The 22,950-nt window shown below is 56.8% G+C and carries 17 protein-coding genes; 8 read left to right on the top strand and 9 right to left on the bottom strand.

The features are described 5' to 3' along the window. Positions 1-13 precede the first annotated feature (13 nt). The 3 genes from ftsN to priA all read right to left on the bottom strand — a co-directional run bounded on the left by ftsN (position 14) and on the right by priA (position 4,449). On the bottom strand, positions 14-1,015 hold the full coding sequence (gene ftsN, locus EKN38_RS20740) for a cell division protein FtsN (RefSeq protein ID WP_014833754.1): 1,002 nt from the start codon (positions 1,013-1,015) through the stop codon (positions 14-16). 93 nt (positions 1,016-1,108) lie between these two features. Continuing rightward, positions 1,109-2,134: a DNA-binding transcriptional regulator CytR gene (cytR, locus tag EKN38_RS20745; protein WP_014833753.1), complete on the bottom strand. Its 1,026-nt coding sequence runs from the start codon at positions 2,132-2,134 to the stop codon at positions 1,109-1,111. A 119-nt stretch (positions 2,135-2,253) separates the two neighbouring features. After that, complete coding sequence (gene priA / locus EKN38_RS20750; protein WP_014833752.1) at positions 2,254-4,449, bottom strand: primosomal protein N'; 2,196 nt, start codon at positions 4,447-4,449, stop codon at positions 2,254-2,256. A gap of 200 nt (positions 4,450-4,649) precedes the next feature. Between priA and rpmE the strand changes: the two genes are divergently transcribed. Continuing rightward, positions 4,650-4,862 carry a 50S ribosomal protein L31 gene (gene rpmE / locus EKN38_RS20755; protein ID WP_003862040.1) on the top strand — a complete coding sequence of 71 codons (213 nt, stop codon included), beginning with the start codon at positions 4,650-4,652 and terminating at the stop codon, positions 4,860-4,862. Between the two features lie 48 nt (positions 4,863-4,910). Here rpmE and metJ read toward each other — a convergent pair whose 3' ends face one another. Next, the gene (gene metJ / locus EKN38_RS20760) at positions 4,911-5,228 is read right to left on the bottom strand and encodes a met regulon transcriptional regulator MetJ (protein WP_003862042.1); all 318 of its coding nucleotides are present in this window, start codon (positions 5,226-5,228) and stop codon (positions 4,911-4,913) included. 276 nt (positions 5,229-5,504) lie between these two features. On the opposite strand from metJ, the gene metB reads away from it, so the two are divergent. The 4 genes from metB to katG all read left to right on the top strand — a co-directional run bounded on the left by metB (position 5,505) and on the right by katG (position 12,543). After that, positions 5,505-6,665, top strand: a complete 1,161-nt coding sequence (gene metB / locus EKN38_RS20765; RefSeq protein ID WP_013099309.1) for a cystathionine gamma-synthase — start codon at positions 5,505-5,507, stop codon at positions 6,663-6,665. 2 nt (positions 6,666-6,667) lie between these two features. Beyond that, positions 6,668-9,100 (top strand): bifunctional aspartate kinase/homoserine dehydrogenase II, encoded by a 2,433-nt coding sequence (locus tag EKN38_RS20770; RefSeq protein ID WP_014833751.1) that lies wholly within the window; start codon positions 6,668-6,670, stop codon positions 9,098-9,100. Between the two features lie 227 nt (positions 9,101-9,327). Continuing rightward, positions 9,328-10,215, top strand: coding sequence for a methylenetetrahydrofolate reductase (gene metF, locus EKN38_RS20775; protein ID WP_014833750.1), 888 nt, complete (start codon positions 9,328-9,330; stop codon positions 10,213-10,215). 147 nt (positions 10,216-10,362) lie between these two features. After that, positions 10,363-12,543: a catalase/peroxidase HPI gene (katG, locus tag EKN38_RS20780; RefSeq protein ID WP_014833749.1), complete on the top strand. Its 2,181-nt coding sequence runs from the start codon at positions 10,363-10,365 to the stop codon at positions 12,541-12,543. Between the two features lie 39 nt (positions 12,544-12,582). On the opposite strand, the gene EKN38_RS20785 is transcribed toward katG, so the two are convergent. From EKN38_RS20785 to argE, 5 genes are all read right to left on the bottom strand, one after another. Next, positions 12,583-13,686 carry a glycerol dehydrogenase gene (locus EKN38_RS20785; RefSeq protein ID WP_014833748.1) on the bottom strand — a complete coding sequence of 368 codons (1,104 nt, stop codon included), beginning with the start codon at positions 13,684-13,686 and terminating at the stop codon, positions 12,583-12,585. A 12-nt stretch (positions 13,687-13,698) separates the two neighbouring features. After that, on the bottom strand, positions 13,699-14,361 hold the full coding sequence (fsa, locus tag EKN38_RS20790; protein ID WP_014833747.1) for a fructose-6-phosphate aldolase: 663 nt from the start codon (positions 14,359-14,361) through the stop codon (positions 13,699-13,701). Positions 14,362-14,489: 128 nt separating this feature from the next. Continuing rightward, positions 14,490-15,254 carry a helix-turn-helix transcriptional regulator gene (locus EKN38_RS20795; RefSeq protein WP_043951720.1) on the bottom strand — a complete coding sequence of 255 codons (765 nt, stop codon included), beginning with the start codon at positions 15,252-15,254 and terminating at the stop codon, positions 14,490-14,492. A 93-nt stretch (positions 15,255-15,347) separates the two neighbouring features. Beyond that, entirely contained in the window at positions 15,348-17,999 is a 2,652-nt protein-coding gene (gene ppc / locus EKN38_RS20800; RefSeq protein WP_014833745.1) for a phosphoenolpyruvate carboxylase, read from the bottom strand. Positions 18,000-18,270: 271 nt separating this feature from the next. Next, entirely contained in the window at positions 18,271-19,422 is a 1,152-nt protein-coding gene (argE, locus tag EKN38_RS20805; protein WP_013099301.1) for an acetylornithine deacetylase, read from the bottom strand. A gap of 88 nt (positions 19,423-19,510) precedes the next feature. Here argE and argC point away from each other — a divergent pair, with 88 nt between their 5' ends. The 3 genes from argC (at position 19,511) to argH (ending at position 22,749) form a co-directional block, all read left to right on the top strand. Further along, positions 19,511-20,515, top strand: coding sequence for an N-acetyl-gamma-glutamyl-phosphate reductase (gene argC / locus EKN38_RS20810; protein WP_014833744.1), 1,005 nt, complete (start codon positions 19,511-19,513; stop codon positions 20,513-20,515). A gap of 6 nt (positions 20,516-20,521) precedes the next feature. Then, positions 20,522-21,298, top strand: coding sequence for an acetylglutamate kinase (gene argB, locus EKN38_RS20815; RefSeq protein ID WP_020686923.1), 777 nt, complete (start codon positions 20,522-20,524; stop codon positions 21,296-21,298). A gap of 77 nt (positions 21,299-21,375) precedes the next feature. After that, on the top strand, positions 21,376-22,749 hold the full coding sequence (gene argH / locus EKN38_RS20820) for an argininosuccinate lyase (RefSeq protein WP_014833743.1): 1,374 nt from the start codon (positions 21,376-21,378) through the stop codon (positions 22,747-22,749). Positions 22,750-22,950: the final 201 nt, after the last annotated feature.

The following is a 22,950-nucleotide window of genomic DNA, read 5'->3' on the forward strand; positions in this document are numbered from 1 at the left end:
GAATTTGGGGGTTTCAACCCCCGGAAGCAAGTCGGATGCAGTTTGTGTGACCGGCTACTTTCAAACGAGAAATGGTGCCATCGGCATTTTCTTTGCCTTTGACCGGGCCAATCACCACGCGATTCCAGCCGTTGTTGGTAGTAATGCGCGAGTCAAATCCTTCAAATGCCAGCTGAGCACGCACCGTTTCGGCCTGCTCGGCGCCTTTGAATGAACCGCACTGCACCATCCAGCGACGTTCGTCTTTCTTCTCAGCCGTCTGCTTCGGTGCCTCAGTCTCTTTGGTGACCGGCGCGGCCTGCTGTGTTTTCGGCTGCTGCGCGGTGGTATGCGCAGGCGTCTGCAGCAGATCCTGATACGGTTGAGCCGTTTGCTTCTGCGTCTGGGTCTTCGGCTGTTGCTGAACAGGCTGAGACTGCACCGTTCGCGTCTGCGGTTGCTGGTACGGCTGTTCCGTCACGCGCGGCTGCGCTTTAGGCTGCTGGACCGGCTGGCTTTGCGTCCACTGCTGCTGTTGTTGCTGCTGAATCTGTGCCTGACGCTGGCGCTGCAGTTGCAGCGTTTGCTGACGCTGCGCCGGCGTTTGTTCATTCCACGGCACTTCATTCAACTGCGTAGGCTGCTGGCGCATATCGGCCTGCATCTGTGCCAGCAACTGACGCTGCTCGTCCGTGAGCTGATCGGCATTTTTCACCTCGCCACCGGCGGATGGCTCGGTCGGCGCCCGCACGCCAGGCTGACGGCTTTCCAGCTCTTTAATATAGCGCCAGCGCTCTTCAGGCTTCGGTGGCAGACCATTTCCGACCACTTTGTTGCCCTGAAGGGCCTCAGACTCTTCTTTTTTATGGTGCGTGATGAAGTACAGGCCGCCAATAAAGGCCACCAGTACCGCCGCAGCAATAGCGACCATTGCTGGCGAGACAGCAGGCAGGTTACGTTGCTTTTTCTTTGCGCTACTCTTTTTGCGTCGCGAAGGTGCCGGCTGGCCGCGACGTACATAATCTCGTTGTGCCACTATCGTTTCGCTGTATTTATTCGTTCGTCAGTCCGCCATGTTACTTAAGCGGCGGGGCTTTGACCAGATAAGGGTGTCCTAAAGACATTTACTTTAAGTCAATGCCTGGGTAGAACCACGAACAATCAGCTCGCAGTCCAGCAACCTCGAACCGCTGCTAACTGTTTGACCATGCAACTGATCGAGCAGGAGAAGCATCGCTTCACGGCCAATGTCGTAGCGTGGTTGCGAAACGGTTGAGAGTGGGGGATCGCAAAATTCTGAAAGCGAAATATTATCGAAACCGATAATCGACAAATCTTTCGGTACGCGCAGGCCGCGGCGTTTCGCATACGATAATGCACCCAGCGCCATCACGTCGCTGTGGCAGAACACTGCGGTAGGCGGCTCAGGCAACGCCAGCAGTTTTTCCAGCGCCTGTCCACCGGCTTCAAAGGTAAAATTACCGCGTGCAATATAGTGTGGGTCAACCGTCGCGCCGGTACGGCGAAGTGCCTGAACATAGCCCTGCAGGCGATAGTGACACAGCGGCATCTCTTCTGGCCCGGCAATGCAGCCAATCCGTTTATGCCCCAGCTCCTGCAGATAGTTAACGGCGTTGAACGCGGCGGTCAGGTTATCGATATGTACCGTTGGCAGCTCAAGCTCTGGCGCAAACTCGTTGGCCATCACCATCGGCGGTAAATTGCGCTGCTCTTCAATGCTGGCATCAAACGGCAGGCGCGAGCCAAGCAGCAGCATGCCGTCGATCTGCTTGGTGATAATGAGGTCAATAAAGGTTTTTTCCTGCTGATTCTGGTGCGCGCAGTCGCCAATCAGCACCAGATAACCTTGCTCCGCAGCCGTCACTTCGATGCCGCGAATAATTTCACTGAAGAAGGGATCGCAGATGTCCGGCACAATCACCAGGATGGTACGCGACTCATTACGTTTCACGTTACGCCCCATTGCCTGCGGAAAATACCCCACTTCCAGCGCAGCCTGCTCTACCCGGTTGCGGGTCGCCTGGGAGACTTTATCCGGGTTCATTAATGCGCGGGACACGGTTGCCGTAGAGACTTGTGCTTTCTGGGCAACGTCTTTCATGGTCGCCGTGGCAACCTCTTTCCTGGACTTCAACGTCTTCTCCTCGCCTGAACACCGAACTTCTGACGCCACCATTTTTACAGATAGTTAATGGAATCGGTTACAGAATTTTCATAAAAAGTGTGAGGGACGTTAAATTTTTCGATCCGTCTTCAGCCTTCGATGGGATCAACGTCAAGCACCCACTTCACTTTGCGCGCTTCTGGCAGGGTGTTAATCAAGGCCAGCGTGCCGCTGACGATGTGCTGTAAACGGATGCGCGAAGGGTGTTGCAGCAAAATCTGCCAGCGAAAACGTCCGCCGCGCTTGGGGGCCAGCGCCGGAACCGGCCCTAAAATCCACAATTGATTATCGACCAGCGGGCTGGCCTGCAGAAGGTTTCTCAACTGCTGCAGGAAAAGCGGCGCCTGCTGGTTGTTATGATCTTCCGCGCGGATGATCACGTGGCTGGTCCACGGGGGAAGCTGCATGGTCTGGCGTTCAGCCAGTGCCTGCTCGGCAAACGCGTCATAGCCTTTGTGCAGCAGGGTTTGCAGCAACGGATGCTCAGGATGGTGTGTTTGCAGTACCACTTCGCCCTGTTTCCCGGCACGTCCCGCGCGTCCGGCCACCTGGGTATAAAGCTGGGCAAAACGCTCGGCTGAGCGGAAGTCGGCAGAGAACAGCGCGCCATCGACATCCAGCAGGGCAACCAGCGTCACGTCCGGGAAGTGGTGTCCTTTGGCCAGCATCTGGGTGCCAATCAGGATGCGCGCGCCACCGCGATGCACTTCTGCCAGCTGCTGTTCCAGCGCCCCTTTACGGCTGGTGGTGTCCCTGTCGATTCGGGAAATGGGCACGTCCGGGAAGAACGGTTCCAGGGCCTGTTCCAGCTGTTCAGTGCCCAGACCAACCGGCACAATATGCGTTGACCCGCACGACGGGCACTGACGCGGCACCGGGCGTTGGCTGTCGCAGTGGTGGCAGCGCAAATGGCGCTGGGCCTGATGGAAGGTGTAGTAGTGGTCGCAGCGCGGGCACTCGGCAATCCAGCCGCAGTCGTGACACAGCAGTGCGGGGGCAAAGCCACGTCGGTTGAGGAACAGAATGACCTGGTTCCCCGCTTGCAAATGCTGGCGCATGCGGGTAATAAGCGCGGGCGCTAACCCCGCCTGCACCTGCTGACCTTTCAGATCCAGCACGTGTTGAATGGCCGGACGCGCATTCCCCGCGCGGCGCGTCAGGCGCAGCATATGGTATTTACGCTGACGAACGTTATGCAGCGTTTCGAGCGCCGGGGTAGCAGAGCCCAGAATAATGGGGATTTGCTCGCTGTGCGCGCGATAGACGGCCAGATCGCGGGCGTGATACCGCCAGCCTTCCTGCTGCTTATAAGAGCTGTCGTGTTCTTCATCGATGACAATGACGCCAAGATTGTTGAACGGCGTAAACAGTGATGAACGGGTGCCAATCACGATCGCCGCTTCGCCGTTTTTCGCTTTCAGCCAGGCGCTGAGGCGTTCGCTGTCATTCAGGCCAGAGTGCAGCACCTCAACCGGCGCATTAAACCGCTCACGAAAGCGGGCGATGGTTTGCGGCGTCAGGCCAATTTCCGGCACCATCACCAGCGCCTGTTTGCCCTGCGCAAGCACATTTTCCAGCACACTGAGATAGACTTCTGTCTTGCCGGATCCGGTGACCCCGGCCAGCAGCCAGGCGGAGAAATGATCGGAGGCGCTGTGAATCGCCCCCACGGCGGTGGCCTGTTCAGTGTTCAGGCGCAGGCGATCGCCAGAGACGGAAAATTGCTCCCGCCAGTCATACAGGGCCGGTGCCTCGCTTGCCAGCTCGCTCAGCCCTTTTTTTCGTAGTGCCTGGAGTGCGGTTTCGCTGACTTCCAGCTCATCGACCTGATGGCGCCAGATTTTCCCCTGACGCAGGGCGGCCAGCGCCTGCTGTTGCTTCTGGGAGCGCTTCAGGCTGTTAATGTCCACCGCCTGGCCCTGTTCGGTCGCAAACCAGTACCACATTGGTGCGTGGCTGGCGCTTTTGCCCTGGCGCAGCATCATCGGCAAGGCGTGGAACAGAACATCGCCAATCGGATGATGATAATAATCCGCCGCCCACAGCAGCAGTCGCCAGGTGCTGGTGGAGTAAACGGGCTCGCTATCGAGCACCTCAACGACCGATTTCAGTTCGTTAAGCGGCAATTCGCTCTTGTCGCTGACGGAGACGACGATCCCTACGCGCTGCTGTTTGCCAAAGGGCACGGTCACGCGACAGCCCGCTTTAACGCTCATGCTGTCGGGCAGCAGATAGTCAAACGTGCGGGGAAGCGGAACGGGCAGGGCAACGTGAGCGACGGGCATCGAATCTTCCTGACTTGAAAAGTGGCGCGTTAGTATACACATTAGTGAAAGCGGCGTGCGGATCAGTTTGCATACGTTGGTCAAATTCTGTATGATTCGCCGCCTTTGGTGTACTTTACGCCAAAGAACTTACATTCAACATCGCGTGGTGTCTGGCGTTAGGGCTGGAAGAGCGACGCGGCCTTAACTGAGGTTCTCCCATGAAAAAAGATATTCACCCGAAATACGAAATGATTACTGCAAACTGCTCTTGCGGTAACTCTATCCAGATCCGCTCCACCGTGGGTCACGATCTGAACCTGGACGTGTGCGGCAAATGCCACCCGTTCTACACTGGTAAGCAGCGTGACGTTGCAACCGGTGGCCGTGTTGACCGCTTCAACAAGCGTTTCAGCATCCCGGGCGCTAAATAAGTTTCCCGAAAAAAAGGCACCGCAAGGTGCCTTTTTTGTATCCGCTAATCAGTATTCCCACGTCTCCGGGTCGATACCCAGTTCACGCATGATCACCTTCGCCTCTTCCGGGATTTCGTCGCTACGCTCTTTGCGCAGGTCGTCATCGTTCGGCAACGGTTGGCCGGTAAACGCATGCAGAAACGCTTCGCACAGCAGTTCGCTGTTGGTTGCGTGGCGCAGGTTGTTCACCTGACGACGCGTACGTTCATCGGTGAGGATCTTCAACACCTTCAGAGGAATGGAAACCGTAATTTTCTTTACTTGCTCACTCTTCTTACCGTGCTCAGCGTATGGGCTGATATATTCGCCGCTCCATTCAGCCATGAGATACCTTTAATCCTCTCAGTCATTAATCTAAAGGTGCAAAACCTGTAGCCGACGGTTTTGAACCGTAAACCTGCGTAGTTTACCGTAGAGACGATACCGTGGCACGGATATTGCCGCTGCAGCGTGCACTAAAGCATATAATTTTAACGGCTATTTGCGCATTGCTCAATCTATACGCAAAGAAGTTTAGATGTCCAGATGTATTGACGTCCATACTTTCAATGTTTACTCTGGTGCCTGACTTTTCACCTAATTAGCCAGGAAGCCTTCACCATGACGCGTAAACAGGCCACCATCGCAGTGCGTAGCGGATTGAATGATGACGAGCAGTACGGCTGTGTTGTCCCGCCGATTCATCTTTCCAGTACCTACAATTTCACCGGATTTAATGAACCCCGTGCGCATGACTACTCGCGTCGTGGCAACCCTACGCGCGACGTGACCCAGCGCGCGCTGGCGGAACTGGAAGGTGGCGCAGGGGCAGTATTGACCAATACCGGTATGTCTGCCATTCATCTGGTGACCACCGTGTTCCTGAAACCGGGCGATCTGCTGGTTGCGCCGCACGACTGTTACGGCGGCAGCTATCGTCTGTTTGACAGTCTGGCAAAACGCGGTTGTTACCGGGTGTTGTTTGTCGATCAAAATGACGAACAGGCGCTGAAACAGGCGCTGGCAGAGAAGCCGAAGCTGGTGCTGGTGGAAAGTCCAAGCAATCCATTGTTGCGCGTTGTCGATATTGCGAAAATTTGTCAGCTCACAAGGGATGCGGGAGCGATAAGTGTAGTGGATAATACGTTCCTCAGTCCGGCCCTTCAGAACCCACTGGCGCTGGGTGCAGATCTGGTATTGCATTCATGCACTAAATATCTGAACGGTCATTCTGATGTGGTCGCGGGTGTGGTGATTGCAAAAGATCCCGACGTTGTCACCGAACTGGCATGGTGGGCCAATAACATTGGCGTCACCGCCGGGGCCTTCGACAGCTATCTGCTGTTACGCGGGATTCGCACGCTGTCGCCGCGTATGGAGGTGGCACAGCGCAATGCCCAGGCGATTGTCGATTTCCTGAAAACGCAGCCGCTGGTGAAGAAGCTTTATCACCCGTCGCTGCCTGAAAACCAGGGGCACGAGATTGCCGCGCGTCAGCAGAAAGGGTTTGGCGCGATGTTAAGTTTTGAACTGGACGGTGACGAGCAAACGCTGCGTCGCTTCCTGAGCGGGCTGTCATTGTTTACGCTGGCGGAATCGTTGGGTGGGGTTGAAAGTTTAATCTCCCATGCCGCGACCATGACGCACGCAGGTATGGCACCAGAGGCACGTGCCGCCGCCGGTATTTCTGAGACGCTGCTGCGGATCTCAACCGGTATTGAAGATTCTGAAGATTTAATTGCCGATCTGGAAAATGGCTTCCGGGTCGCAGCCAAGGGGTAATCATGAGTGTGATAGCGCAGGCAGGGGCGAAGGGTCGTCAACTGCACAAGTTTGGTGGTAGTAGTCTTGCTGATGTGAAGTGTTACCTGCGCGTTGCAGGGATCATGACAGAGTATTCACAGCCGGGTGACATGATGGTTGTCTCCGCGGCGGGCAGCACCACCAACCAGCTGATTAGCTGGCTGAAATTGAGCCAGACCGATCGCCTCTCTGCGCATCAGGTGCAACAGTCCTTACGCCGTTACCAGAGCGAGCTGATTGCCGGTTTGCTGCCTGCAGACGTGGCGGATGGGCTGATTAGCGCTTTTACGCATGACCTTGAGCGTCTGGCCGCCCTGCTGGACAGCGGTATTACCGATGCGGTGTACGCCGAGGTGGTGGGTCACGGTGAAGTGTGGTCTGCGCGCCTGATGGCCGCCGTGCTGCAACATCTGGGCGTTGAGGCTGCCTGGCTCGACGCGCGTGATTTCCTGCGTGCCGAACGCGCCGCACAGCCACAGGTGGATGAAGGTCTATCCTACCCGCTGCTGCAACAGTTGCTGGTACAGCATCCGGGTAAACGCATTGTGGTGACCGGCTTTATCAGCCGCAGCAATGCCGGGGAAACCGTGCTGTTGGGGCGTAACGGCTCTGACTACTCGGCGACGCAAATCGGTGCCCTGGCGGGCGTGTCCCGCGTCACCATCTGGAGTGACGTCGCCGGTGTTTACAGCGCTGATCCACGCAAGGTGAAAGACGCCTGCCTGCTGCCGCTGCTGCGCCTGGATGAAGCCAGCGAGCTGGCACGTTTAGCCGCGCCAGTTCTTCACGCACGTACGCTGCAGCCGGTTTCCGGTAGCGATATCGATCTGCAGCTGCGCTGCAGTTACACCCCGGATCAGGGCTCCACGCGCATCGAACGCGTGCTGGCATCCGGTACGGGGGCGCGTATTGTCACCAGCCACGACGACATCTGCCTGATTGAGTTCCAGGTCCCGGCGGGCCAGGACTTCAAACTGGCGCATAAAGATATCGACACGATCCTCAAACGTGCTCAGGTGCGTCCGCTGGCGGTTGGCGTACATAACGACCGTCAACTGCTGCAGTTCTGCTACACCGCCGAAGTGGCGGACAGCGCGCTGAAAATTCTGGATGAAGCGGGCCTGCCGGGCGAGCTTCGTCTGCGTCAGGGGCTGGCGCTGGTGGCGATGGTGGGCGCGGGCGTCACCCGTAACCCACTGCACTGCCACCGTTTCTGGCAACAGCTGAAAGGGCAGCCGGTTGAATTTACCTGGCAGTCGGAAGAGGGCATCAGCCTCGTTGCCGTCCTGCGTAAAGGGCCAACTGAGAGCCTGATTCAGGGTCTGCATACCTCTCTGTTCCGTGCGGAAAAACGCATCGGCCTGGTGCTGTTCGGTAAAGGCAACATCGGTTCTCGCTGGCTGGAGCTGTTCGCGCGCGAGCAGGTCACGCTCTCAGCACGTACCGGCTTTGAGTTTATCCTCGCCGGGGTGGTGGACAGCCGCCGCAGTCTGTTGAACTACGAAGGGCTGGATGCCAGCCGCGCGCTTGCTTTCTTTAATGATGAAGCGGTTGAACAGGACGAAGAGTCGCTGTTCCTGTGGATGCGCGCGCACCCGTATGACGATCTGGTGGTGCTGGACGTTACTGCCAGCGAACAGCTTGCCGATCAGTATCTTGATTTCGCCAGCCACGGTTTCCACGTCATCAGTGCGAACAAACTGGCGGGGGCAAGCAGCACCGACAAATACCGTCAGATCCACGACGCGTTTGAAAAAACCGGTCGTCACTGGCTCTATAATGCCACCGTAGGTGCGGGTCTGCCGGTTAACCATACCGTGCGCGATCTGATTGAAAGCGGCGACAGCATCCTGGCGTTGAGCGGTATTTTCTCCGGTACGCTCTCCTGGCTTTTCCTGCAGTTTGATGGCACCGTGCCGTTCACTGACCTGGTGGATCAGGCGTGGCAGCAGGGGTTAACCGAACCCGATCCCCGCGTCGACCTCTCCGGTAAAGACGTGATGCGTAAGCTGGTGATCCTTGCGCGTGAAGCCGGTTATGACATTGAACCTGGTTCTGTTCGCGTCGAGTCGCTGGTGCCGGCGGGCTGTGAGGAAGGATCTATTGACCACTTCTTTGAAAACGGTGATGAGCTGAACGAGCAGATGCTGCAACGTCTGGAAGCGGCAAACGAGATGGGGCTGGTGCTGCGCTATGTGGCGCGTTTCGAGGCCAACGGTAAAGCGCGTGTGGGGGTTGAGGCGGTGCGTCCTGAACATCCGCTGGCGGCGCTGCTGCCGTGTGATAACGTCTTTGCAATCGAAAGCCGCTGGTACCGCGATAACCCACTGGTGATCCGTGGCCCGGGTGCAGGGCGCGATGTCACCGCCGGGGCGATCCAGTCGGACATTAACCGTCTCGCTAAGCTACTGTAACCCCTGTATTTCCCTCTCCCTGTGGGAGAGGGTTAGGGTGAGGGCATCAGACCGCACTCACCCCCCATCATGAATTTCCTTCATCTTCCCTGAGCATTCCTCACCGTTAATGTTGATTATTTCTGTTGACGTCCCTCCGCTTTTCCGTCATTTTTACATCTGGACGTCTAAACGTATAGAAGTTCATAACACAACAAACAACGACACGCGAAAGATAGAGGTAAGGTATGAGCTTTTTTCACGCCAACCAGCGGGAAGCCCTGAATCAGAGCCTGGCCGAAGTAAACGGCCAGATTAACGTCTCTTTTGAATTTTTCCCGCCGCGCACCAGTGAAATGGAGCAAACCCTCTGGAGCTCTATCGATCGCCTGAGCAGCCTTAAACCGAAGTTTGTCTCCGTGACCTACGGTGCGAACTCCGGCGAGCGTGACCGTACGCACAGCATTATCAAGGGCATCAAGGATCGTACCGGTCTGGAAGCGGCTCCTCACCTGACCTGTATCGACGCCACCCGTGATGAATTGCGTGCTATCGCTCAGGATTACTGGAACAACGGGATTCGTCATATCGTCGCCCTGCGCGGCGACCTGCCGCCGGGTAGCGGTAAGCCGGAAATGTATGCGGCGGATCTGGTCGCGCTGCTGAAAGAGGTTGCCGATTTTGATATCTCCGTGGCGGCGTACCCGGAAGTGCATCCGGAAGCGAAAAGCGCTCAGGCCGACCTCCTTAACCTGAAGCGTAAAGTGGATGCCGGTGCGAACCGGGCCATTACTCAGTTCTTCTTTGATGTGGAAAGCTACCTGCGCTTCCGTGACCGCTGCGTTTCTGCGGGTATCGACGTGGAAATCATCCCGGGTATTCTGCCGGTCTCTAACTTCAAACAGGCGAAGAAATTTGCCGATATGACCAACGTACGCATTCCACTGTGGATGTCCAAAATGTACGAAGGGCTGGATGATGATCCGGAAACGCGCAAGCTGGTGGGTGCCAACATCGCAATGGATATGGTGAAAATTTTAAGCCGTGAAGGGGTAAAAGATTTCCACTTCTACACGCTGAACCGCGCGGAGATGAGCTACGCCATTTGTCATACGCTCGGCGTTCGTCCGGCGTAGCGCGCATAACGCCCTCATATAAAGGGGGCTTTTTAGTCTGGCTAAAAGTTAAAAGGTATTAGCTATCGAATCTGTGGATTAATTCAACTATATCTTATTGCTAGTGGTGTATATCGTAACGGTAACACTGTAAAAGGGAGCATAGCGATGAGCACGTCAGACGAGAGCAATAAAGCGGCATCAGTCGGCAAATGCCCGTTCCATCAGGGCGGCGTCGATCACAGCGCGGGGGCAGGTACAGGCAGCCGTGACTGGTGGCCAAAACAACTCCGCATCGATCTTCTTAACCAACACTCCAATCGTTCGAACCCTCTGGGTGAAGACTTCGACTACCGCAAAGAATTTAGCAAGCTGGATTACTCTGCCCTTAAGGGCGATCTCAAAGCACTCTTAACCGACTCTCAACCGTGGTGGCCTGCTGACTGGGGCAGCTATGCGGGCCTGTTTATTCGCATGGCCTGGCACGGTGCGGGTACCTATCGCTCCGTTGACGGACGCGGCGGTGCCGGACGCGGTCAACAGCGCTTTGCGCCGCTGAACTCCTGGCCAGATAACGTCAGTCTGGATAAAGCTCGCCGTCTGCTGTGGCCGATCAAGCAAAAATATGGTCAAAAAATCTCCTGGGCCGACCTGTTCATTCTTGCGGGCAACGTGGCGCTGGAAAACTCCGGCTTCCGCACCTTTGGTTTTGGTGCCGGGCGTGAAGATGTCTGGGAACCGGATCTCGACGTCAACTGGGGTGATGAAAAAGCCTGGCTGACCCATCGTGACCCGGAAGCGCTCGCGAAGCGTCCTCTGGCGGCCACTGAAATGGGGCTGATCTACGTTAACCCGGAAGGGCCAAACGCCAGCGGTGAACCGCTGTCAGCAGCGGCAGCCATCCGCGCAACCTTCGGCAACATGGGGATGAACGACGAAGAGACCGTGGCGCTGATCGCCGGTGGTCATACGCTCGGTAAGACCCACGGCGCGGGTGAAGCAACGCACGTTGGCACAGACCCGGAAGCGTCTCCGATTGAAGCGCAGGGCCTGGGCTGGGCCAGCACGCATGGTACCGGTGTAGGTGCAGATGCCATTACTTCCGGTCTGGAAGTCATCTGGTCACAAACCCCAACCCAGTGGAGCAACTACTTCTTCGAGAACCTGTTCAAATATGAATGGGTGCAAACCCGCAGCCCGGCCGGTGCGATTCAGTTTGAAGCCGTGGACGCGCCTGAGATCATGCCAGACCCGTTCGACCCGTCGAAAAAACGCAAACCCACCATGCTGGTTACCGACCTGACGCTGCGTTTTGACCCGGAATTCGAAAAAATTTCCCGTCGCTTCCTGAACGATCCGCAGGCCTTCAACGAAGCCTTTGCGCGCGCGTGGTTCAAACTGACTCACCGCGATATGGGGCCGAAATCGCGTTATCTTGGCCCGGAAGTGCCGAAAGAAGATCTGATCTGGCAGGATCCGCTGCCGGAGGCAGTATTCAATCCGACCAAAGAGGACATTGAGAGCCTGAAAGCGGAAATTGCAGCATCCGGGCTCTCCGTGAGCGAACTGATTTCCGTGGCATGGGCGTCGGCCTCAACCTTCCGCGGCGGCGACAAGCGTGGCGGTGCCAACGGTGCGCGTCTGGCACTTGCGCCTCAGCGCAACTGGGATGTTAATGCCGCAGCCGTACGTGCATTGCCTGCTCTGGAAGCTATTCAGCGCACCACCAATAAAGCCTCACTGGCCGATATCATCGTGCTGGCGGGTGTGGTAGGCGTTGAGCTGGCGGCGAAAGCGGCAGGCGTTTACGTCACCGTACCGTTCACGCCGGGTCGTGTGGATGCGCGTCAGGATCAGACGGATATCGAGATGTTTAATCTGCTCGAACCGATTGCCGACGGTTTCCGCAACTACCGTGCGCAGGTGGATGTCTCCACCACCGAATCGCTGCTGATTGATAAAGCCCAGCAGCTGACGCTGACCGCGCCAGAACTGACGGTGCTGATTGGCGGCCTGCGCGTACTGGGTGCAAATTTCGATGGCGGTAAGAACGGTGTGTTCACCAATCGCGAAGGCGTGCTGAGCAACGATTTCTTCGTCAATCTGCTGGATATGAACACTCAGTGGAAGGCGACCGATGAATCGAACGAGCTGTTTGCCGGAAGCGATCGCACCAGCGGTGAAGTGAAATACACTGCCACCCGCGCTGACCTGGTCTTCGGCTCTAACGCCGTTCTCCGCGCGCTGGCAGAGGTGTACGCCAGCAGTGATGCTCACGAGAAGTTTGTCCGCGACTTCGTAGCGGCGTGGGCGAAGGTGATGGATCTGGACCGTTTTGACGTGAAATAACCATTGAGCCGGGTACGCGTAGCGCACCCGGCGTTTTTGTTACTCCCACTCCTGCAGGAAACGCTGCCCATACTGGTCGGCGACCAGCAGCGCCGCATAAACCTGATCCGGCGACACGCCACCCGGCATGTTGTGAATGGTCTCTCCCTCAGCGCAAGACGCTTCGGCAATCAGGCGCATTTTGGCCGGAATGTCTTCTTTGATGTTCAGCTGCGCCAGCGTGATCGGCAATCCAACGCTGTGGCAAAGCGCCGCGACGGTTTCGATCTCCTCAACCGGTGCGTTTTCCAGCACCAGTTGCGTCAGCGTACCAAACGCCACTTTTTCACCGTGATAGAAGTGATGCGCATCCGGCACCGCCGTCATTCCGTTGTGAATAGCATGCGCTGCCGCCAGCCCGCCGCTTTCAAACCCTACGCCGCTCAGATAGGTATTGGCTTCGATAATGCGCTCCAGCGCCGGGGTCACTACGTGCTGTTCGGCGGCCAGCATTGCTTTTTCTCCCTCTTCAATCAGCGTGTTGTAGCACAGCTCGGCGAGCGCTAACGCGGCCTGCGTACACTTGCCGCCCGCCATGGTGGTCGCGCCACTGCGGGAACAGGCACGCGCTTCAAACCAGGTGGCAAGGGCATCGCCAATCCCGGCGGCCAGCAGACGCGGCGGCGCACCTGCCACCACTTTGGTGTCGACAATCACTATATTGGGGTTATGCGGCAGCATCAGATAGCGTTCAAATTCGCCGCTGTCGGTGTAAATCACAGAAAGGGCGCTGCACGGGGCATCGGTGGAGGCGATAGTCGGGGCGATAGCGACCGGCACGTCCATAACATGTGCCAGCGCTTTGGCGGTATCCAGCGTTTTACCGCCGCCAATGCCCAGCACCGCCATGCAGTCCGCACTGTCGGCCAGTTTTTTCAGACGATCGATCTCATTCTGCGAACATTCGCCGCCAAACGGCGCGATTTCGGCATGTAGCTCTGCATTTTTAAAACTCTGGCGCAGGGTCTCTTCGGCAAAACCCAGCACAAATTTATCGCCAACAACCAGCCAGCGTGTAGCCAGAGGTTTCAGATAGTCGCCGAGACGGGTGAGAACATCAGCGCCCTGGATATATTTCCCCGGCGATTGAATGATACGGTCCATAACATATCTCCCTTAGAGGTTGAGGTTACCAAACGCGTTTTTCCAGTCCTGCTCGAACTTCTCTATCGCTGACTCTACCGCCGGCGTGCCGAGCATTTGTTGCGCTACATCTAAGGGAAGCGTGATTGCTTCACATCCGGCGAGCAGGCAGTCCAGTGCCTGACGCGGCGTTTTGAAGCTGGCGGCCAGCACCTTGCTCTCCGGTGCATGCTGTTCCAGCAGGGATTGCAGCTCCTGAACCATGCGAATGCCGTCCCCGCCCTGGGCATCTACGCGGTTTACATATGGCGCGACATAGTTTGCCCCGGCCAGTGCAGCCAGCAGGCCTTGCGCGGCGCTGTATACGGCGGTCCCCAGCGTAGTAATGCCCGCTGTTTTTAGCGCCTTAATAGCGATGAGCCCCTGGGCGGTGACCGGGATTTTCACCACGATATCCGGGATGGCGTTGCTCAGGCGTTTGGCTTCCGCCACCATGCCTTCTGCGTCGCGGCTCATTGTTTGGGCAAATAGCGTGCCTTCTGGCCCAATGGCGTTTTGTAGGCGCGGCAGTACCTCCCAGACAGACTCACAGCTGGCGGCAATGATGCTCGGATTGGTGGTGACGCCTGCGATGGGGAAAATGCGCGCAAGGCGTTCAACTTCCGCCACGTTGGCGGTATCCAGATACAGTTCCATTATTTTTCCTTAAGTCAAAAAGATTGATTTAAGGATAAGGCGGGGCGGCAGGCTGGATATACAGGTCAATTTTGCCAAATACTGGACAAATGTAATGTGCTTAGCGATGTGCGATGCCGATCACAGTGCTAGTTTTTGGCGGTTAACTGGCTGTGATACTGGCGGCGATATTCGGAAGGAGAACGTTCGGTGTGTTTGCGAAACAGGCGGCAGAAGTAGTTGCTGTCCATAAAACCGCATCGTGCGGCGATATCCTTGATTTTGAGATCGTAGCCTTTAAGCAATTGTCGGGCATGTTCAAGACGGGTTTGGGTCAGGTATTCGTTGAATCCGACACTGCCAACTTTATGAAAGAGATGGGAAAGATAGTTTGGGGAGATGTAGAACGCCTGCGCCACCGATTCGCGCGTTAACAAAGAGGCGTGATGTTCGTCGATATAGCTACGAACCGCTTCGAAGAGCGCGCGGCTGCGGTTGGCGGTATGGATGTCGCTCCCCAAAAGATCCCGGCAGTGGCTGAGCAGGCTCAGTACTACCAGCCTGGCGGTCTCTTGTTCATCCGGTTGCATCTGTAGCTCGGCCAGCGTCTGGAGGAGAAAAGCACCGGTTCGCGGCCCACGTCGGGCAACCTGTACCTGTTGCAAAAGCATATGCTCACACTGTAACTCGATGACCATTTGCTGCTTACCGAAGTGTATTTGCAGGAAGTTAGCCGGGTGATGAACAATGTGTCCGGAGGAGGAAAATATTGCCTTACAGGGGTTATTCAGGGTAATGACAAGGCAGGGCGCTGTTCGGGAGGGCTGTCCAGCCGGGGCTGAGAAATGAATCTGACCCAGCGATAACGTGCGGTTAACCAGATCTGTCAAAATTCGGGTGATATCGGAATGCATCAGGAGACTACCGAAATTTGCCGGGTGGCGCTGACGCTTACCCGGCCTACCTGTCGTAGGCCCGGCAAGCGAAGCGCCGCCGGGCAGTGAGCATTAACCGGTGTTACGCATACCCGCTGCAACGCCCGCAATCGTCACCATCAGCGCTTGTTCAACGCGTGGATCCGGCTCTTTCCCTTCTTCTTCCGCCAGACGCGAACGGTGCAGCAGCTCTGCCTGCAGAACGTTCAGCGGGTCGGTATAGATGTTACGCAGCTGGATAGACTCGGCAATCCACGGCAGGTCTTCCATCAGGTGGGAATCGTTAGCGATATCCAGCACCACCTTGATGTCGCCTTGTAGCAGCTCGCGCAGCTCTTTACCCAGTGCCCACAGCTCAGGCTTCACCAGACGCTGATCGTAATATTCCGCCAGCCACAGGTCAGCTTTCGAGAAGACCATCTCCAGCATACCCAGACGGGTAGAGAAGAACGGCCAGTCGCGGCACATGGTTTCCAGCTCACTCTGTTTACCGTCTTCCACCACCTTCTGGAGCGCCGCACCGGCACCCAGCCAGGCTGGCAGCATCAGACGGTTTTGCGTCCAGGCGAAGATCCACGGGATCGCACGCAGAGACTCCACACCGCCGGTTGGGCGACGCTTAGCCGGACGTGAACCCAGCGGCAGTTTACCCAGCTCCTGCTCTGGCGTTGCAGAGCGGAAGTAAGGCACGAAATCTTTGTTTTCACGCACGTAGCCGCGGTACAGATCGCAGGAGATATCCGACAGCTCGTCCATGATATGGCACCAGGACGCTTTCGGCTCTGGCGGTGGCAGCAGGTTCGCTTCCAGAATCGCACTGGTATAAAGCGACAGGCTGCTGATGGTCACTTCCGGCAGACCGTATTTGAAGCGGATCATCTCACCCTGTTCGGTGACGCGCAGCCCGCCCTTCAGGCTTCCCGGCGGCTGTGACAGTAGTGCCGCGTGCGCTGGCGCACCGCCGCGACCAATGGAGCCACCGCGACCGTGGAAAAGGGTCAGCTCAATACCGGCTTTCTCGCAGGTTTTGATCAGGGCGTCCTGCGCCTGATACTGCGCCCAGGAGGCGGCCATCACGCCTGCATCTTTTGCTGAGTCGGAATAGCCGATCATCACCATCTGTTTGCCCTGAATAAAGCCGCGATACCAGTCGATATTGAGTAACTGGGTCATCACGTCGTTGGCGTTGTTCAGGTCGTCGAGGGTCTCAAATAGTGGCGCTACAGGCAGAGCGTAGTCGATACCGGCTTCTTTCAGCAGAAGGTGAACGCCCAGCACGTCGGACGGGGTTTTCGCCATGGAGATCACATAGGCGGCCACCGATCCTTTCGGCGCATCAACGATCGCTTTACAGGTGTTGAGCACTTCGCGGGTTTCGTTGCTTGGCTCCCAGTTGCGTGGCAGCAGAGGACGCTTAGAGTTCAGCTCGCGGATCAGGAAGGCCTGTTTGTCGGCTTCAGACCAGCTTTCATAGTCGCCGATGCCGAGATAGCGGGTCAGTTCGCCCAGCGCTTCGGTATGGCGGGTGCTCTCCTGACGCACGTCGATACGCACCAGCGGCACGCCAAAACACTTCACGCGGCGCAGGGTGTCGAGCAGTTCGCCATTGGCGATGATGCCCATGCCACAGGCCTGCAGTGATTTATAGCAGGCGTATAGCGGCTCCCAGAGCTGTTCGTTCTGGCTCAGGAGACCTTCTGGCTTCGGCAGGCGCTGGCCTTTCAGGCGTGCTTCCAGCCAGGCCTGGGTCGCCATCAGCTGGCTACGCAGTTTTTTCATCAGGAAACGATACGGCTCGCTGGCACCTTCTTCACCGGCCAGCGCGCGCAGTTCTGGCGTCGCTTCCACCATCGACAGCTCGGAGATCAGCACATGAATGTCTTTCAGGAACAGATCGGTGGCTTTCCAGCGACTCAGCAGCAGCACGTGGCGGGTGATTTCCGCCGTCACGTTCGGGTTACCGTCACGGTCGCCGCCCATCCAGGAGGTAAAGCGTACCGGGACAAAATCCACCGGCAGGCGGTAGCCCAGGTTCGCTTCCAGCTGTTCGTTCAGCTCACGCAGGTAGTTCGGAACGCCTTCCCACAGGCTGTTTTCCACCACTGCAAAGCCCCATTTGGCCTCGTCTACCGGGCTTGGGCGATGCTTACGAATTTCATCGGTGTGCCAGGACTGAGCAATCAGCTGGCGCAGACGGCGCATCAGCTGGTTACGTTCGTAGTCGGCAATGTCTTTGTTATCCAACTGCTTCAGGCAGTTGTTCACTTCGACCATTTTGTGGATCAGGGTGCGACGGGTGATTTCGGTTGGGTGGGCGGTCAGCACCAGCTCCAGCGAAAGGGATTCCACCGCTTTTTTGATGGTGGCTTCGTTGAGGTTTGGCTGGTCTTTGAGTTTACGAAGCGTACGGGCAATGACTTCCGGGTTGCTGGCAGCTTCGCCGTTTGGCGAAATGCTGTGGTATTGCTCAGCCGTGTTTGCCAGGTTCAGGAACTGGCTGAATGCGCGTGCAACAGGCAGCAGCTCATCGTTAGAGAGGTTCTGCAAGGTGGTGAGCAGCTCCTGACGACTCGCTTCGTTACCGGCACGGGAAGATTTAGACAGCTTGCGGATGGTTTCAACGCGGTCGAGGATGTTTTCCCCCAACGCATCTTTGATGGTATCTCCAAGCACTTTGCCGAGCATACTGACATTACTACGCAACGCGGAATATTGTTCGTTCATAAAAACCCAGTCACCCCATCATTTTTGTTTATGCCCATGCGAAAATCTTCTGGACATTATTTTGTCATCTCCCTTTATAAAGCCACGTAAAACCCCCGTCGTCAATTGCTGCGAAAACGGTTCAGCAAACGAATAAATGCAGGCAATTTACGAAATTTAATTCGCATTGCGTCAGATAAGAGATGCTTATGGGAATGTGACGGAGATCGCGGGATTTGTTGCCCTCACCCTAACCCTCTCCCACCGGGAGAGGGGACTAATCGGTGCGGTTTTAATGCCAGCAGAAGTGATGCACGACCTGGGTAATCAGTTCGCGGGTTGGCTTGATAAAACGGGTTTCCAGATATTCATCCGGCTGGTGCGCCTGGTTGATGGAGCCAGGGCCAAGTACCAGCGTCGGGCACAGCGTCTGAATAAACGGCGCTTCGGTGCAGTAGTTCACCACATCGGTTTTCTCGCCGAGCAGTTTTTCCACCACCTCAACCAGCTGATGATCCGGTGGACATTCATAACCCGGGATCGGCGGATGCAGCTCAGACACCGTCAGGCGACCTGGCCAGCGTTCACTTACCGGGGCCAGCGCTTCGGTCAGCAAACCGTCGAGATCGCTTAACGTCATGCCCGGCAGCGGACGGATGTCCATGTGCAGCTCACAGCAGGCGCAGATACGGTTGGAAGCATCACCACCGTGCAGACTGCCGAGGTTCAGTGTCGGATACGGCACGGTGAAGGCGTCGTAGTGGTACCGCTCTTTCAGTTCGTCGCGCAGAGTCATGATGCGGCCGATGGCATCGTGCATCAGCTCAATGGCGTTGACGCCACGCGCCGGATCGCTGGAGTGGCCGGACTGGCCCATCACGCGCACCGCCGTGGAGATATGGCCCTTATGCGCACGGATCGGTTGTAATGACGTTGGCTCACCGATGATGGCGCAATCCGGGCGAATAGAGGTGTTTTCTGAGAAGTAACGTGCCCCCGCCATGCTGGTCTCTTCGTCGGCGGTCGCCAGAATGTAGAGCGGCTTTTTCAGTTTGGTCACGTCCACGTCACGCAGCGCGTCAAGGATAAAGGCGAAAAAGCCTTTCATATCGGCCGTGCCCAGCCCGTAGAGTTTGTTGTCATGCTCGGTCAGGGTAAATGGGTCGCGGGTCCAGCGGCCATCATCAAAGGGCACTGTGTCGGTATGACCGGCCAGCAGAAGGCCGCCTGCGCCGTGTCCGGTACTGGCGAGCAGGTTAAATTTATGGCGTGTTCCGGGAACAGGCTGAACCTCAACGTTAAAGCCAAGATCGCTAAACCAACCCGCCAGAAGATTGATTAAAGACTCATTGCTCTGATCCAGCGCTTCTTCGGTCGCGCTGATGGAGGGTGTGGCAATCAGGGCGCGGTAAATCTCGATAAATGGCGGTAAGTTCATTTTCATTGTTGACACACCTTAGGTCGTGATAGTATCAATATTCATGCAATAAATGTGAATAAAAATACATTAACGTTGAGCATAAAGGAACCCGATGTTGAATACGCTGATTGTAGGCGCTAGCGGTTATGCGGGCGCAGAGCTTGTAAGCTACGTGAATCGCCATCCACATATGACCATAACCGCTTTGACCGTGTCAGCGCAAAGCAATGATGCAGGAAAGTTAATTTCCGATTTGCATCCGCAGCTTAGGGGCATTGTCGATCTGCCGCTGCAGCCGATGTCTGACATCAGCGAGTTCACTGACGGCGTCGACGTGGTGTTTTTGGCCACCGCGCACGAGGTCAGTCATGACCTGGCGCCGCAATTCCTGGCGGCCGGTTGCGTAGTGTTCGACCTCTCCGGCGCGTTCCGTGTTAACGACGGCGCGTTCTACGAAAAATATTATGGCTTCACCCATCAGCACCTGGACCTGCTTGCAAAAGCCGTGTATGGGCTGGCGGAGTGGAGCGCAGACAAGCTGAAAGAAGCGGATCTGATTGCCGTCCCGGGCTGCTACCCGACGGCCGCACAGCTTTCTCTGAAGCCGCTGATCGACGCAGACCTGCTGGATCTGAATCAGTGGCCGGTGATCAACGCCACCAGTGGCGTCAGCGGTGCCGGACGCAAGGCCGCTATCTCTAACAGCTTCTGCGAAGTTAGCCTGCAGCCGTATGGCGTGTTTAATCACCGCCATCATCCGGAAATCACCACCCATCTGGGTGCGGATGTCATCTTTACGCCGCATCTGGGCAGTTTCCCGCGTGGGATCCTCGAAACCATTACCTGCCGCCTGAAACCGGGTGTGACCAAAGCGCAGGTGAGCGAGGTCTTTACTCGGGCGTATGCGGATAAACCGCTGGTGCGTCTGTATGACAAAGGCGTGCCCGCCCTGAAAAACGTGGTTGGCCTGCCGTTCTGCGATATCGGCTTTGCCGTGCAGGGCGAGCATCTGATCGTGGTGGCCGCAGAAGATAACTTACTCAAAGGCGCTGCCGCTCAGGCAATGCAATGTGCAAATATTCGTTTCGGTTTCCCGGAAACGCAGGCTCTTATTTAAGGTGTGATGATGAACCCATTAATTATCAAACTCGGTGGTGTACTGCTGGACAGCGAAGAAGCGCTGGAGCGTCTTTTTACCGCGCTGGTTAACTATCGCGAATCACATCAACGTCCGCTGGTGATTGTCCACGGCGGCGGCTGCGTGGTGGATGAGCTGATGAAAGGGCTCAACCTGCCGGTGAAAAAGAAAAATGGCCTGCGCGTGACGCCTGCCGACCAGATTGACATCATCACCGGTGCGCTGGCAGGTACGGCGAATAAAACCCTGTTGTCCTGGGCGAAGAAACACCACATTGCCTCCGTTGGCCTCTATCTGGGCGATGGCGACAGCGTTAAAGTGACCCAGCTCGATGAAGAGCTCGGCCACGTTGGACTGGCGCAGCCAGGTTCGCCTAAGCTGATTAACACGTTGCTGGAAGGCGGTTTCCTGCCGGTGGTGAGCTCTATCGGGGTGACCGAAGAAGGTGAGCTGATGAACGTGAATGCGGACCAGGCGGCAACGGCACTGGCGGCAACGCTGGGTGCGGACCTGATCCTGCTCTCCGACGTGAGCGGTATTCTGGACGGCAAAGGTCAGCGCATTGCGGAAATGACCGCGGCAAAAGCCGAACAGCTGATCGCCCAGGGCATTATTACCGACGGGATGATCGTCAAAGTAAATGCGGCACTGGATGCCGCCCGTACGCTCGGTCGCCCGGTGGATATCGCCTCCTGGCGTCACGCGGAACAACTTCCGGCGCTGTTTAACGGCACGCCGATTGGCACGCGTATTCTTGCGTAATCGATTTAATGTTTTGTAGGCCCGGTAAGCGCAGCGCCACCGGGCAATGAAATTCAAAGATATTAAGGAAGCATGTTATGGCACTTTGGGGTGGGCGTTTTACACAGGCAGCGGATCAACGGTTCAAACAGTTCAACGACTCTTTGCGCTTCGACTACCGCCTGGCCGAACAGGATATCGTCGGCTCTGTGGCCTGGTCCAAAGCGCTGGTGACGGTAGGCGTGCTGACCGCAGAGGAACAGCTGCAACTGGAAGAGGCGCTCAATAATCTGCTGGAAGAAGTGCGTCTGGATCCGCAGCAAATCCTGCAGAGCGATGCCGAAGATATTCACAGCTGGGTGGAAGGGAAGCTCATCGACAAAGTCGGCCAGCTGGGTAAAAAGCTGCATACCGGCCGTAGCCGTAACGATCAGGTCGCCACCGATCTGAAACTGTGGTGTAAAGATACCGTTGGCGAACTGCTGGCGGCTAACCGTCAGCTGCAGAGCGCACTAGTGGAAACGGCGCAGAACAACCAGGACGCGGTGATGCCGGGTTATACCCACCTGCAGCGCGCGCAGCCGGTAACCTTTGCCCACTGGTGTCTGGCCTATGTCGAGATGCTGGCGCGTGATGAAAGCCGTCTGCAGGATACCCTGAAGCGTCTGGACGTCAGCCCGCTGGGCAGCGGTGCACTGGCGGGTACGGCATATGAAATCGACCGTGAGCAGCTGGCAGGCTGGCTGGGCTTTGCCTCTGCCACCCGTAACAGCCTGGACAGCGTCTCTGACCGTGACCACGTGCTGGAACTGCTGTCGAATGCCTCTATCGGCATGGTCCACCTGTCACGCTTTGCCGAAGACCTGATCTTCTTTAACTCTGGCGAAGCCGGATTTGTTGAGCTGTCTGACCGTGTGACATCCGGCTCTTCCCTGATGCCGCAGAAGAAAAACCCGGATGCGCTGGAGCTGATCCGCGGTAAGTGTGGCCGCGTGCAGGGCGCGCTGACCGGCATGATGATGACCCTGAAAGGGCTTCCGCTGGCGTACAACAAAGATATGCAGGAAGACAAAGAAGGGCTGTTCGACGCGCTCGACACCTGGCTGGACTGCCTGCATATGGGCGCGCTGGTGCTGGACGGCATTCAGGTGAAACGTCCGCGTTGCCAGGAAGCGGCGCAGCAGGGTTATGCAAACGCGACCGAACTGGCGGATTACCTGGTGGCGAAAGGGGTACCGTTCCGTGAAGCACACCATATTGTGGGCGAAGCGGTCGTGGAAGCGATTCGTCAGGGGAAACCGCTGGAAGATCTGGCGCTTGCCGACCTGCAGAAATTCAGTGCGGTGATCGGGGAGGATGTGTATCCGATTCTTTCGTTGCAGTCATGTCTGGATAAGCGTGCGGCGAAAGGTGGAGTCTCGCCGAAGCAGGTGGCGCAGGCGATTGCGGACGCGAAAAACCGGTTGGTTTGATTTGTGCGGGCTGGTGCCCTCACCCCGGCCCTCTCCCACAGGGAGAGGGAGCAAACACTAAAAATGGCAACTTCGGTTGCCATTTTGCTTTTACCCCCGGGCTTTTTTACGCAAAAAAAATGCGGACCACGGGGTCCGCAAAAGTTCACGTTGGCTTTAGTTGTTCGAGTTTTGAGAGAAACTCGCTGACGGTGCGGGGAC

Source organism: Enterobacter sp. WCHEn045836 (genome assembly GCF_003965585.1).
In the GTDB taxonomy this organism is placed as follows: Bacteria; Pseudomonadota; Gammaproteobacteria; order Enterobacterales; family Enterobacteriaceae; genus Enterobacter; species Enterobacter dissolvens.

Coding starts and splice junctions, on each gene's coding strand:
- argB (WP_020686923.1), top strand. CDS start 20,522: ATGATGAACCCATTAATTATCAAACTCGGTGGTGTACTGCTGGACAGC.
- ppc (WP_014833745.1), bottom strand. CDS start 17,999: ATGAACGAACAATATTCCGCGTTGCGTAGTAATGTCAGTATGCTCGGC.
- fsa (WP_014833747.1), bottom strand. CDS start 14,361: ATGGAACTGTATCTGGATACCGCCAACGTGGCGGAAGTTGAACGCCTT.
- EKN38_RS20770 (WP_014833751.1), top strand. CDS start 6,668: ATGAGTGTGATAGCGCAGGCAGGGGCGAAGGGTCGTCAACTGCACAAG.
- argC (WP_014833744.1), top strand. CDS start 19,511: ATGTTGAATACGCTGATTGTAGGCGCTAGCGGTTATGCGGGCGCAGAG.
- metB (WP_013099309.1), top strand. CDS start 5,505: ATGACGCGTAAACAGGCCACCATCGCAGTGCGTAGCGGATTGAATGAT.
- argH (WP_014833743.1), top strand. CDS start 21,376: ATGGCACTTTGGGGTGGGCGTTTTACACAGGCAGCGGATCAACGGTTC.
- priA (WP_014833752.1), bottom strand. CDS start 4,449: ATGCCCGTCGCTCACGTTGCCCTGCCCGTTCCGCTTCCCCGCACGTTT.
- katG (WP_014833749.1), top strand. CDS start 10,363: ATGAGCACGTCAGACGAGAGCAATAAAGCGGCATCAGTCGGCAAATGC.
- argE (WP_013099301.1), bottom strand. CDS start 19,422: ATGAAAATGAACTTACCGCCATTTATCGAGATTTACCGCGCCCTGATT.
- metF (WP_014833750.1), top strand. CDS start 9,328: ATGAGCTTTTTTCACGCCAACCAGCGGGAAGCCCTGAATCAGAGCCTG.
- EKN38_RS20785 (WP_014833748.1), bottom strand. CDS start 13,686: ATGGACCGTATCATTCAATCGCCGGGGAAATATATCCAGGGCGCTGAT.
- rpmE (WP_003862040.1), top strand. CDS start 4,650: ATGAAAAAAGATATTCACCCGAAATACGAAATGATTACTGCAAACTGC.
- metJ (WP_003862042.1), bottom strand. CDS start 5,228: ATGGCTGAATGGAGCGGCGAATATATCAGCCCATACGCTGAGCACGGT.
- EKN38_RS20795 (WP_043951720.1), bottom strand. CDS start 15,254: ATGCATTCCGATATCACCCGAATTTTGACAGATCTGGTTAACCGCACG.